The organism is Agromyces sp. NPDC058104, assembly GCF_042884835.1.
Classification (GTDB): domain Bacteria; phylum Actinomycetota; class Actinomycetes; order Actinomycetales; family Microbacteriaceae; genus Agromyces.
The window spans coordinates 702,435-714,620 of the sequence record NZ_JBHVTD010000003.1; the positions used below are offsets into that span (position 1 = coordinate 702,435).

10 protein-coding genes and 2 pseudogenes are annotated in these 12,186 nt (G+C 70.8%); 4 read left to right on the forward strand and 8 right to left on the reverse strand.

All coding sequences use genetic code 11. From position 1 onward, the window contains the following. Positions 1 to 68 precede the first annotated feature (68 nt). Positions 69 to 689, forward strand: a complete 621-nt coding sequence (locus ACFVTH_RS17130) for a TetR/AcrR family transcriptional regulator (RefSeq protein ID WP_387093446.1) — start codon at positions 69 to 71, stop codon at positions 687 to 689. On the opposite strand, the gene ACFVTH_RS17135 is transcribed toward ACFVTH_RS17130, so the two are convergent. Genes ACFVTH_RS17135 through ACFVTH_RS17150 form a run of 4 tightly spaced genes read right to left on the reverse strand, consistent with a single transcriptional unit; the run spans position 659 to position 4,682 of the window. Then, positions 659 to 1,840, reverse strand: coding sequence for an ABC transporter ATP-binding protein (locus tag ACFVTH_RS17135; protein WP_387093449.1), 1,182 nt, complete (start codon positions 1,838 to 1,840; stop codon positions 659 to 661). The genes ACFVTH_RS17130 and ACFVTH_RS17135 overlap by 31 nt on opposite strands. Further along, the gene (locus ACFVTH_RS17140) at positions 1,837 to 2,679 is read right to left on the reverse strand and encodes an ABC transporter permease (protein ID WP_387093452.1); all 843 of its coding nucleotides are present in this window, start codon (positions 2,677 to 2,679) and stop codon (positions 1,837 to 1,839) included. The genes ACFVTH_RS17135 and ACFVTH_RS17140 overlap by 4 nt, the downstream gene beginning before the upstream one ends. Further along, the gene (locus ACFVTH_RS17145) at positions 2,672 to 3,574 is read right to left on the reverse strand and encodes an ABC transporter permease (RefSeq protein ID WP_387093455.1); all 903 of its coding nucleotides are present in this window, start codon (positions 3,572 to 3,574) and stop codon (positions 2,672 to 2,674) included. The genes ACFVTH_RS17140 and ACFVTH_RS17145 overlap by 8 nt, the downstream gene beginning before the upstream one ends. Before the next feature lie 4 nt (positions 3,575 to 3,578). Further along, positions 3,579 to 4,682, reverse strand: coding sequence for a spermidine/putrescine ABC transporter substrate-binding protein (locus ACFVTH_RS17150; protein WP_387093458.1), 1,104 nt, complete (start codon positions 4,680 to 4,682; stop codon positions 3,579 to 3,581). Between the two features lie 132 nt (positions 4,683 to 4,814). Here ACFVTH_RS17150 and ACFVTH_RS17155 point away from each other — a divergent pair, with 132 nt between their 5' ends. Next, the gene (locus ACFVTH_RS17155; RefSeq protein ID WP_387093461.1) at positions 4,815 to 5,984 is read left to right on the forward strand and encodes a hypothetical protein; all 1,170 of its coding nucleotides are present in this window, start codon (positions 4,815 to 4,817) and stop codon (positions 5,982 to 5,984) included. Continuing rightward, positions 5,948 to 6,952: an SIS domain-containing protein gene (locus ACFVTH_RS17160; RefSeq protein ID WP_387093464.1), complete on the forward strand. Its 1,005-nt coding sequence runs from the start codon at positions 5,948 to 5,950 to the stop codon at positions 6,950 to 6,952. The genes ACFVTH_RS17155 and ACFVTH_RS17160 overlap by 37 nt, the downstream gene beginning before the upstream one ends. Positions 6,953 to 7,168: 216 nt before the next feature. Here the strand turns inward: ACFVTH_RS17160 and ACFVTH_RS17165 are convergent. From ACFVTH_RS17165 to ACFVTH_RS17175, 3 genes and pseudogenes are all read right to left on the reverse strand, one after another. After that, positions 7,169 to 7,966: pseudogene (locus ACFVTH_RS17165) on the reverse strand (flavin monoamine oxidase family protein); the annotation flags it as partial. A 318-nt stretch (positions 7,967 to 8,284) separates the two neighbouring features. Further along, positions 8,285 to 8,758 (reverse strand): annotated as a pseudogene (locus tag ACFVTH_RS17170) (FAD-dependent oxidoreductase); the annotation flags it as partial. A 65-nt stretch (positions 8,759 to 8,823) separates the two neighbouring features. Beyond that, on the reverse strand, positions 8,824 to 9,303 hold the full coding sequence (locus tag ACFVTH_RS17175) for an Lrp/AsnC family transcriptional regulator (protein ID WP_387093467.1): 480 nt from the start codon (positions 9,301 to 9,303) through the stop codon (positions 8,824 to 8,826). Positions 9,304 to 9,714: 411 nt separating this feature from the next. On the opposite strand from ACFVTH_RS17175, the gene ACFVTH_RS17180 reads away from it, so the two are divergent. Continuing rightward, complete coding sequence (locus ACFVTH_RS17180; RefSeq protein ID WP_387093470.1) at positions 9,715 to 11,391, forward strand: flavin monoamine oxidase family protein; 1,677 nt, start codon at positions 9,715 to 9,717, stop codon at positions 11,389 to 11,391. Positions 11,392 to 11,493: 102 nt separating this feature from the next. On the opposite strand, the gene ACFVTH_RS17185 is transcribed toward ACFVTH_RS17180, so the two are convergent. Further along, positions 11,494 to 12,075, reverse strand: a complete 582-nt coding sequence (locus ACFVTH_RS17185) for a YdeI family protein (RefSeq protein ID WP_387093472.1) — start codon at positions 12,073 to 12,075, stop codon at positions 11,494 to 11,496. Positions 12,076 to 12,186 lie beyond the last annotated feature (111 nt).

A 12,186-nucleotide genomic window follows, 5' to 3' on the forward strand; every position in this document is an offset into this window, starting at 1 on the left:
TGAAATAAGGTCGATTCGACGTATCATTTACCAAGAATGCAGAGAACTCGTCAGTGAGGGGACCCCGGATGGCGCGACCGAAACGCCAAGAGGAGCGACGCAGCCAGCTCGTCGCCGCCGCCCAGCGGGCGATCGCGGCGCACGGCCCCGACGGCGCGCGGCTCAACCGCGTGGCCGAGGAGGCCGGGCTCACGTCGAGCGCGGTGCTCTACTACTACCCCGACATCGACGAGCTCATGTTCGAGGCGAACCGAGCCGGCATGGAGCGCTTCTACGAGGCGCGCGTGCGCATGCTCGAACAGCTCCCCGACGACCCGGTGGCGCGTCTGCTGGCCCTGGCCGAGTCGGGTCTGCCGAGCGGCCCGGGCGACACCGAAGTGCGCCTGCTCTGCGAGCTCGGCGGCTCGGCCGGCCGCAACCCCCTGATGGCCTCGCTCCTCACGACGCTCTACGACCGCCAGGTCGGCATGTACCAGGTGGTGCTCGAGCAGGGTGCGGCCCGCGGCATCTTCACGCTCGCGCAGCCGTCGCTCGTGATCGCACGCAACCTCGTCGCCCTCGAGGACGCCTACGGGTACCGCATCATCGCCGGCCACCCGACGATCGACCACGACGGGGCGCTCGAGCTCATCGTCGCGAGCGCCAGGCTCGCGACGGGTCATGCGCTGACCCCCTCCGCCTCCTCCTGAGCCGACCGGCCGGGGCCGGCCGCTCCGCCTGCGCCGCTCGCGTCGCGGCGGGCGGCCTCGGTGTCGGCATCGACGCCGGCAGCGGGCTGCTCGGCCTCCGCTGCGCCGCGGGCGACCACGGCCGCGCGGCCGAACCGCACGCCGACGGCGTCGCCACGGGCGAACCCGCTCGCACCGTGGACCGAGGCGAGGATCGGCGCCGCGACCCCCGGCACGACGACGGACAGCGTCGACGCACCGCCGAGGAAGTAGGTGTCCACGACCTCGCCGCGCAGCGTCGCGGTAGCGACGTCGGCCGTCAGTTCGACCTCTTCGGGGCGTACGACCGCGGTCGCGGCGGCCCCGTCGGCGAACCCGTGCGACGCGACCTCGACGGCGCCGACGCCGGGCACGTCCACCTGCCCGGCGCGCACCACCCCGTCGAGCAGGTTCGCCGAGCCGATGAACGACGCGACGAACCGCGACGCGGGATCGGCGTAGAGCTCCTGCGGGGTCGCGAGCTGCTCCAGCCGGCCGTCGCGCAGCACTGCGATGCGGTCGGCCATCGACATCGCCTCCTCCTGGTCGTGCGTGACGACGACGAAGGTGAGCCCGACCTCGTGCTGCAGCCGCTTCAGTTCGAGCTGCATCGAGGCGCGCACCTGGCGGTCGAGGGCCGAGAGCGGCTCGTCGAGCAGCAGCAGCTTCGGCCGCTTGACGATCGCGCGGGCGAGCGCGACGCGCTGGCGCTGGCCACCCGACAGCTGGCCCGGTCGACGTTTGGCGAGGTGGCCGAGGCCGACGACGTCCATGACCTCGGCGACGCGCGTCACGATCTCGCTGCGGCCGATGCCCTCGGCCTCGAGCCCGTATGCGACGTTCTTCTCGACCGAGAGGTGCGGGAACAGCGCGTAGCTCTGGAACATCATGTTGACGGGCCGCTTGTGCGGGGGCATCTGCAGCAGGTCGTCGCCGTCGATCTCGATGCGCCCCGCGGCCGGGGACTCGAATCCGGCGATCGAGCGCAGCAGGGTCGTCTTGCCGCAGCCCGACGGGCCCAGCAGGGCGAAGAACTCGTTGTGGGCGATGTCGAGGGAGATGTCGTGCAGGGCGACCGTGTCGCCGTAGACGGCGCGGACGCCGTCGACGTGGAGGAGGGGTGCGGTGCTCACTTCGTGGTTCCTGTCAGTCGGGTCAGTCGTTGCGCCGCGATCACCGTGACGATGCTCACGAGCAGGAGGAGGCTGGCGAGGGCGTTCACCTCGGGCGTGACCCCGAAGCGCACCATCGAGTAGATGACGATCGGCAGGGTCGGCTGGGTGGGCGCGGTCGTGAAGAACGCGATCACGAACTCGTCGATCGAGAGGGTGAAGGCGAGCAGCGCGCCCGCCACGATGCCGGGCGCGAGCTGCGGCAGGGTCACCCGCATGAACGTGCGCACGGGGCCGGCACCGAGGTCGCGCGAGGCCTCCTCGAGGCTCGGATCGAGCCCGGCCATGCGGGCGAGCACGATGGCCGTGACGAACGCCGTCGCGAAGACGGCGTGCGCCAGGATCGCCGAGTGCAGCCCGAGCGTGATCGACAGCAGCGAGAAGAAGGTGAGCAGGCCGATGCCGAGCAACAGGTCGGGCAGGATCGCCGGTGCGATCGCGAACGCCCGGATGAGTCCGCCGCGCGTGTACTTCTGGATGCCGTAGGCGAGCAGGGTGCCGAGCACCGTCGCGATGGCCGTCGCGCCCGCCGCGACGATCAGCGTGTTGACGAGCCCCTGCATGATCGCCTCGTCGGCGAAGAGCTCGGGGTACCAGCGCAGCGAGAAGCCGCGCCAGACGAAGAGGTTCTCGGAGTCGTTGAAGCTCATCACGACGACGACGAGGATCGGCAGGTAGAGGAAGGCGTAGCCGAGCCAGAGCGGCACGAGGATGCCGCGGGGCTTGCGCACGGCGCGCGGCGTCGCAGCCGGATCGGCCTCGCGCATCGCGCGCGTGGGCGGGTTCTGCACGTCAACCACGTCGGCTCCCCTCGGTCAGCCGTCGCGAGACGGCGGTCTGCACCAGGATCACGACCACGAGCATGATCGTGAGCACGAGCGCGAGCGTGGCCCCGAAGGGCCAGTCCCGCGCCTCGAAGAACTGGTCGCGGACGAGGTTGCCGACCATGATCGTCTTGCCGCCGCCGATGAGTTCTGGGATCACGAAGTTCGACATCGCCGGCACGAAGACGAAGATGCAGCCCGTGAGGGCCCCGGGCAGCGAGAGGGGCAGTGTCACCGTGCGGAACGCACGCCATCCCGTCGCGCCGAGGTTCGTCGCGGCCTCGCGCAACGACGGGTCGAGCTGCTGCAGCGAGGCGTAGAGCGGCAGCACCATGAGCGGCAGGTACATGTAGAGCAGCCCGACGACGATGGCCTGCGGCGTGTAGAGCATCGAGATCGGGTCGTCGATGACGCCGAGGCCCTGCAGCCACTGGTTGACCCAGCCGGCATTGTTGAGCAGCAGGATCCAGGCGTAGGTGCGGATGAGGAAGTTCGTCCAGAACGGCAGCACGATCGCGACGAGCGCGACCGTGCGCCACTTCGGCGAGAGACCCGCGATCGCGTAGGCCATCGGGTAGCCGAGGAGGAGCGCGAGGAGCGTCACGACGAGGGCGACGAGCACCGACTGGCCGATGACGCCGAGGTAGAGGGGTTCGGCGAGCTTCGCCCAGTTGTCGAGGGTGAACTCGAAGACGATTCCGCCGAAGCGGCCGCGCTTGAAGAAGCTGTAGAAGGCGAGCAGCCCGACCGGGATCGCCATGAAGACGATGAGGAAGATCGTGCCTGGTGCGAGGAACGGGACCGGGGCGAACCCCCGCCCCGCGCGCCGGGCGCGCGGGGCGGGAGTCGTCGGGTCGAGCGTCGAGGTCACGGCGTCAGTTCGTCGCGAGCACTTCGGCGTTGAGGTCGACGTACTTCAGCGAGTCCTCGCCGAGGTCGACGATCACCTCCTGCTCGAACAGCTCGTCGACCGTGATGCCGAGCGTCGGGTACTGCTCGATGAGGGCGGGGTCGAGGGCCTCCATCGCGGCCTGGTTCGGCACCTTGTAGAGGATGTTCTCGGCGACCCAGGTCTGCACCTCGGGGTCGAGGATGTAGTTGATGAAGGCCATCGCGGCCTCCATGTTCTCCGAGCTCTTGAGGACGGTCATCGTGTCGACCCAGAGGTCGGCGCCCTCGTCGGGGATCACGAACTCGATGTCGGGGTTCTCGGCGATGCCGTAGTTGCACCAGCCGTCCCACGCCTCGACGAGGGCGGCCTCGCCCGAGACGAGCTTCGAGTAGAAGGTCGTGTCGTCGTAGGCGAGCAACGTCGGCTTCGTCTCGAGGAGCTGGGCCTTCGCCTCCTCGAGCTCGGCGTCGTCGGTCGTGTTGAGCGAGTACCCCTGGGCCTTGAGCGCGGGCATGGCGAGCCAGCGGTCGGTCGAGAGCATCGTGGTCTTTCCGGCGAGCTCGGGCTTCGGGTCGAGGAGGTCGTTCCACGAGGTCGGCGCGAAGCCGGTCAGGTCGGGGCGGTAGCAGAGGCCGGTCGTGCCCCAGGCGTAGGGCTCGGAGTAGACGTTGCCCTTGTCGTAGTCGAGCTCGAGCGCCTCGGGGTAGAGGTTCTCCTCGTTCGGGATGAGCGACTTGTCGAGCTCCTGCAGCAGTCCCTGCTCACCGAGCGCCTGCGCGTACTGGCCCGAGACGAACGCGACGTCGATGCCGGGGTCGGCGCTCGCGGTGAGCTTCGCGACGATGTCCTCATTCGTGGTGTGGTTCACGATCGTCGTCTTGACGCCGGTCGCCTCCTCGAACTGCTCCGCGAGATCCTCGGGGTAGTAATCGGCCCAGACCGAGACCGTGAGCGTCTGCTCGCTGAGGTCGGCGTCTGGGTCGAGTGCCTCTCCCCCGCCGCCGCCGCCGGTCGAACACGACGTGGCGGCGAGAGCGAGCGCGAGTGTGCCGGCCGCGGCTGCGGCGATGCGGCGGGTCGAGCGCATGTGGAACCTCCTGCAACGGTGAACAAGGTTGAGCGATTGTTGCATCGGTCGTCAAGAAATGGCAATGCCCCCGAGAGAGTACTGGAGCGCGGGTTGCCGAATAGTTATAATCCGTATTCAATGAACTCGATGATGAGCGGTGAACGACCGGTCGTCGACGGACGAGAGCTCTCCGTCGACGACGCCGGCGCTGTGCTCGTCGACGGACGGCGCCCGGCCGCGGGCGACGGCCTCGGCCGGGCCCTCGCCCGATCGGTGCTCGGCGAGACCGTCGCGGCCGACGCCCATGAGCGGGCGATCACGGTCGACCAGACCAACGTCTCGGTCATCGTCGACGAGCGCCTCGTCGTGAAGATCGTCGGCCGCTGGGCTGCGGCCGACCGTGCGGCGACCCTGCTCGAGCGCCTCGCCGACGCCGGCAGCGACGACGTCGACCGCCTCGTCGGACGGGTGGGGTGGCGGCATCCCGACCTCGGCGTCTCCACCGTCGCGATCGTCACCGAGTATCTGCCCGGCGCCGAGGACGGCTGGACCTGGGCCGTCGACGACGTCGTCGAACACCTCGCGACGGGTGCCGAGCCCGACTGGCCGGCGCTGCTCGGCACGAGGGTCGCCCGAATCCACGACGTGCTGGGGCGCACCGCGACGCCGTCGGGCGACGACGCCCCTGCGGCCAGGCTCGCTCGAGCCGAGGACGCGCTCGCGAGGGCACTGTCGGCGACCGACCCCGCCGACGGGGCCGGCGGCGCGCGACTGCACAATCGTCGCGAGTCGCTCGCCAGCGACATCCGTTCGCTCGAGGGTGCGGCGGCCGGCCTCGAGTTCCCGATCCACGGCGACCTCCACCTCGGCCAGGTGCTCGCGTCGCCCGGCGCCGACGGGCGACGCTACACCGTCATCGACTTCGACGGCGATCCCCAGCTCTCGTCCGGCGACCGCGAGCGCGCCGATGCGGCGGCCCGCGACCTGGCGCACCTCCTGGTCTCGCTCGACCTCGTCGCCGCCGTCGCCCAGCGACGCCTCGGTCGCGCCGACGGGCGCGCGTTCGCGTGGTCCGACCGGGCGCAGGCGGCACTCCTCGCGGCCTACCGCGCCGGGCTCTCGCGCCCCGAGCTGTTCGACGAGACGCTCGTGCCCGGCTTCCGCGCCGAGCAGCTCGTGGCCGAGCTGCACTACGCCGACCGGTTCCTTCCGGTCTGGCGATACGCCCCCGATGCCGCCATCTCCCACCGACACCGCCCGACCGACGACCACCCGGAGGCCCCGTGGACCCCGCCGCCTTTCGCGCCGACCTCGACCTGATCCCCGACTCCCTCGCGACCCTCGCCGATGCCCTCGATGCGGGCCTCCCCGGCCTCGACGCCGTCGCCGCGATCGGCATGGGGCTCGGCCCCGTGCCGCGCGTGCTCGTGCTCGGCATGGGCTCGAGTCGCTACGCCGCCGACGTCGTCGCACGCCACCACCGGGCGGCCGGGCTCAACGTCGTGGTCGAGCTCGCGAGCGCCGCCCTCTTGCCGGCGCCGTCGCCCGACCTCGTGGTGGTCGCCGTCTCGGCGACCGGCGGCAGCGTCGAGGTGCTGCGCGCCATCGAGCGCTACCGCGGCACCGGTCGCCTCGTCGCCATCACGAACAGGGCCGATTCGCCGCTCGGCGAGCGCGCCGACGTCGTCGTGCCGCTCATCGCGGGCGTCGAGGCCTCCGGCATCGCCTGCCGCACCTTCCGAGCGACCTTCGCGGTGCTCGACGCGGTGCTTCGCGCGATCCGATCCGATGACGTCTCCGCTCCCTTCGACGCGGCAGTCCTCCGCCGCGCCGCCGAGGCCGCGCACGATCTCCTGCGCACCTCGATCGACTGGCTCGACCCGGTCACGCGACTCCTCGCCGGACCGTCGGGCACGTGGACGCTCGCCCCGGTGGAACGGCTCTCGAGCTCGCAGCAGTCGGCGCTCATGCTGCGCGAGGTGCCGCGCGTCGGCGCCTTCGCCTCCGAGACCGGAGACTGGTCGCACGTCGACGTGTATCTCACGAAGACCCAGGACTACCGCGCACTCGTGTTCGCCGGATCGGCGTGGGACGCGCAGGCGCTCGACTGGATGGCTTCGCGCGGCTCGCGCCTCGTGTCGGTCGGCGCCGCACTGCCCGGCGCCGAGGTCGTCGTCCGCCATCGCCACGACGACGAACCCGACGTCGCGCTGCTCGCCGAGGTGCTCGTCGGCGAACTCGTCGCGAACCGGCTCCTCGACACGGCGGACGCCGGCACAGGCGCCTGAGCCGCATCGCCCGCGACAGGCGACGCAGGTCGCCGCCGGGCCGGGTCGGATGCCGGGCGGGGTCGCGGGCCCGGTCGGGGGTCGCGGACGCCACGGGCGCAGACCCGTCGCATCGAGCTGTCGCACCGCCGTCGCCGCATGCGGCGACGCGCCGCGCCCGAACATCGCGAATCGTTCGGGCGCGGCGCTCCTGTCGGAGTTCCCCTCGACTCCCGGCTAGAGTCCTCGGAGCAACTGGTCGGCCTGCGTGACGCCCGAGGTGTACGACGAGGAGACGGTGCTCGTGCGCATGCCCGCCCAGTAGAGGACGCCGGCGACCGTCGCCGCCATGTCGGCCGAGCTGCCGCCGCTGCCGTACGGCCCCCACGAGTAGGGTTCGTTGGCCCAGTCGGTCATCACGGCCTTGTGGTACTGCAAGCCCTGGTCGCCCGCCGAGCTGCGCACGACCTCGAGGACGGCCTGATACTTCTGCTCGAGCGGGAGCGTGTGGAGCTCTCGCGCGGCGGCGCCCGTCTCCCACCCGACGATGACCTGCCCCGTGTAGCCGGGGTACGCGATGGAGGCGTTCCAGAGCGTCGTCGGGAATCGGTCCATCGACTCGGCGTAGCCCCAGTTGTCAGTGCCGTTCGGCGTGAAGACCCTGTCCGTGAACTCGAGCACGCACTTGAAGATGTTGCTGTACGTGAACGCGTCGAAGGCGGCCCATTTCGCGGCGGGAAGCCCCGGGGCGAAGGTGATGTCGCGGCGCTTCATCACGCCCGCCGGGACGGCGAACACCACCCGCTTCGCGCTCATGGTGCCCTTCGAGGTGCGCAGCTCGACGCCGCTGGCCGTGTAGTCGACCTCCTGCACCACGGTTCGCAGCATCACCGGGACGTCGCCGGCGATGAAGCGCAGCAGCAGGTCGTAGCCGCCGATGATCTTGTAGTCGCCGTCGTCGTACCGGGGGTCGCTCGGGTCCAGGATCTCGGGAGCCGGCGCCTGCTCGGGGTGCAGGCTGTACCGGATGCAGTCCCTCAGCGGCGCGACGGCGCGGGTCGCTGCGGTGTTGTACAAGGGCTCGCTGTCGTCGGTCAGCTCGTAGATGAGGCCGCTCGGCGTGTTCGTCGCGGTCACGCCGAGGCGCCGCAGGTACGCGTCGGCCTGCTCACCCGGCAGCGCTGCCGGCAGGGGCACGTTCTGCCCCGCCGGGTCGTGCTGGAGGAGGCCGTCGGGGATGCCGAGCGGGAAGAGCCACGAGGTCGGGGAGTCCCACTGGTGCCATTGCGACGACGCCGACGACGCCGGCGCGTCGGCGAGGCGGATGACGTTGTGCTGGAACATCCGCAGGTCGAACCCGGCCTGCTCGATCCAGGGATACGTGGACGCGTAGGGGCCGCCGTGCACGAGTTCGCAGCCGCGCTCGATCGGGATGCCCATCGACGTGCGGTCCGTGTACATGCGGCCGCCGATCCGATCCCGCGCCTCGACGATCACGACCCGCAGCTCGGGATTCTGGTCGGTGAGGCGGCGGGCCGCACCGATCCCCGCCGCCCCGGCTCCGACGACGATCACGTCCCAGTTCTTCTTGTCGCCGGTCGGATGCCTCAGCGAGGGCGTGCCGTTGCCGTGCCCGTTGCCGGGGCCGATCGGCGGGCCGGATGCGGCGAATTCCGCGAGTCCCCCTGCGGCGGCGAGCCCGCCCATCAGGAGGCCGCGGCGGCTGATGTTGTCCATTGGTGCAACTCCTTCATTGCTTGGATGTTCGATGACTGCGACGGCGCGTTCGGGGCGCCCGTCGCGCGACGGCATGCCGGACGACGGCATGCGCGAGGGTTCGCATCACCGTCACCAACGGACGGCGAGCGAGGGTCGGGATGGGGAGCGGTCGCCTAGTCGGCGCTGGAGACCTCGGGGACGCCCCATCCGTAGGCGAGCTTGTGCACTTCGAGCACGAAGAACGACTCGGTCGACACGACGCCGTCGACGGCGCCGATCTTGTTCTCGAGCACATCCACGATGTGCGCGACGTCGCGGCAGATGACCTCGACCATCACGTCGAACTTCCCGCTCGTGATCACCACGTAGCTCGTCTCGGGCAGCGCCGCGAGCGAGGTGCAGACGGCCCGAGCCGTGCCCGGGCGCACGCGAACCCCGATGAGGGCGAGCCGGTCGAAGCCGATGGCCAGCGGGTTGGCGATCCCGACGACCTGGAGGACGCCTTCGTCCTCCAGCTTCTTGAGGCGGTAGCGCACCGACGAGGCCGGTACGTCGAACTCGGCGGCGAGACTGGAGATCGTGCGCCGGCCGTCGACCTGGAGGGCCGCGATGATGCGGCGGTCGAGGTGGTCAAGGCCGTCGAGCTCGTTCACGGGTCGAGGCTAGCGCGGATCGCCGACGTCTGGTCGATCGCGGCGGTACGGCGATGTCGGCGGTGCCGTCGACGGATGGGTCATGGGGAATCCTCTCTCACTCGGTCGGGCACGGATCGGGCCGCAGGCTCGTGCAGGCCGCTGCCGCTCGCCGGACGGCTCACGCCGGCGGCCGCTGAGGACTCGCGACTCTCCGTCGAGCGCACCACGACTCGCTCTCGAGTCGATCTGACGGTCATCCTTGCGAAGATTTGTCGAATGCGCAATCATCTGAGGCAACTTCTCACAATTCAACAGCCACACGGATGCTCGCATCACGAATCGTCTGCTCGATGGCGAGCGACGAGGTTCGCGGCATCGATCCTGCACCATGTCAGCAACGCTCCACCGATACGGACAGCGAGGTTCTTCATGAAGGCGACCCCACGCGGCACCACGCCGCTCACGACTCGGATCGGATCGATCCTCCGCGCGCACGGCGAGGCCGAGCGGCGCGGTGTGCCGGTCGACGAGGTGCTCGGCGAGGCGGCCGACGCCCGCGCCGAGGCATCCGGCTCGAGCGATCGCGACCGCGACCGCGACCGCGACCGTGCGCAGCCGAGCCGGCGGGACGCCCTCAGGGTCGCCGGCATCGCCGGTGCGGGCGCCGCGCTCGCGATGGCCGCGCCGATGCCGGCCGCGGCCGCCGCGGCGAAGCCCGCACCCGCCCCGAGCGTCGCGATCGTCGGCGCCGGACTCGCCGGCACGCGCGCGGCGCACTGGCTCTGGCGGACCAAGGGCATCGCCTCGACCGTCTACGAGGGCAGCTCGCGGGCCGGCGGGCGCTGCTACAGCCTGCGCGGATTCTTCGACGACGGCATCGTCGTCGAGCACGGCGGCGCGCTCATCAACACCGACCACAACGCGATCCGCAACCTGGCGTCGAACCTCGGCCTGAGCCTCGACGTCGTGTCGGGCGGCAGCTACATGGGCTGGGAGGACAAGTACCGCATCGACGGCGCCGACTACCCCTACGACGATGCCAACGCCGACTGGGGCCAGGTGTACCAGGCGATGAAGGCCGACCTGGCCGCCGCCCCCTACTGCCAGACCTACGACGCGCACACCGCCGCCGGAGTGGCGCTCGACGAGATGACGGTCGACGAGTGGCTCGCGGCGAAGGTGCCCGGCGGGCTGTCGAGCCGGTTCGCGAAGCTCATGCAGTCGAACGTGATGGCCGAGTACGGTCTCGATTCGCACGAGCAATCGGCCCTCAACCTCGTGTACCTGCTCGGCTGGAACTCGCAGAACAGTCTCTCGCCCATCAACGGCGCCGACGAGAAGTACCTCGTGCGGGGCGGCAACGACCAGCTCGTCACGCGCATGATCGACGAACTGCCCGCGAACACGGTGCGTTACGGCCACGAGCTCGTCGCCGTGAAGCGCAACGCCGACGGCACCGTGCGACTCAGCTTCAAGGTCGGCAACCAGACGATCGACAAGACGGTCGACCGGGCCATCCTCGCCCTGCCGTTCACGACGCTGCGCGAATGCGACCTCAGCCAGTCGGGATTCTCGGCCCTGACGCGACGGGCGATCGACGAGCTCGGCCTCGGGGCGAACGCGAAGATCCACGTGCAGGTCTCCCAGCGGCCGTGGGTCTCGCAGGGCTTCGGCGGGGCGGCCTACACGAATCCCTCCGGGTTCCAGTGCGGCTGGGACGACACCGCCTCGCACCCGCTCCCGGTCGGCGTCTACAACTTCTTCCCGTCGGGCGATCAGGTGAAGGCGTGGTCGGGGGTGCCCTTCGGCACCGCCCCGGCGGCCCAGGTGCAGAACTACCTGGCGCAGCTCGAACCGATCTTTCCGGGCGTCTCGGCGGCCTACTCGGGCAAGGCGTACCGCGACTTCTGGTGGGCGAACCGGTGGTCGAAGGGCGCCTACACCTGCCAGCGCCCCGGCCAGTACACCCAGCTGTTCGGCGTCGGCGCGACGCCCGAGGGCAACGTGCACTTCGCCGGCGAGCACACGAGCGTCGAATACTACGGATTCCTGAACGGCGCCGTCACCTCGGGCGAGCGCGCGGCGAAGGCGGTGGCGCTCTCTTGAACGCGCCCTCCTGAACGCGTGCTCACGGCTTCCGTGTCGCGGACGCTCCCGAACGCGACCGCGGCGCGGAGGCCGTGAGCGCGATCGAGGCGCCGCGCCCGCTCACTGCGGGTACGGCGTCTCGCCGCGCTCGAGGCCGCCGACGAGCTTCGCGAGCCGGTTCGCCCGGCTCGTCGCGCTCGGCGCGGTCGTCACGCGATGGAGCACGGCGTAGCGGTTGGTCGCGTTCAGCCGGTCGAAGAGCGCGGATGCCTCGGGTGACGCCGCCAGCGCGGCCGCCAGGTCGTCGGGCACCTGCGCCGAGGACGCGCCGGCGTAGGCGCGCTGCCACCGACCGTCGGCCTTGGCCCGGTCGATCTCGGCCTGGCCGCGCGCCCGCATGCGGCCATCGCCGACGAGGCCCGCGACGAGCCCGATGTTGCGCTGCGACCAGAGCGAGGCGCGCCGGCGCGGCGTGAACCGCTGCAGGAAGCACGCGGCGTCGTGGCTGCGCTTCTGCCCGTCGATCCAGCCGCTGCAGAGCGCCTCGTCGAGGGCCTCGGCGTAGCTCAGCGAGGTCGGCTCGGTGGTGCCCTTCTTCGCGAGCAGCAGCCAGACCCCGTCGGAGGCGTCTTCGTTCGCGTCGAGCCAGGCGCGCCAGGCGGCGCGGTCGGCGACGACGAAGGGGGTGATCTCTGCACTCACGGCGGGCTCCCTCTGCGGCCGCGGAGACGGTGGCGCCCCCGGTCCTCACAGCGTACGCAGCGCCACCGACGCCGCCGCCGTCGTTCGGCTCCGCCGCATTGTTAGGGTAGG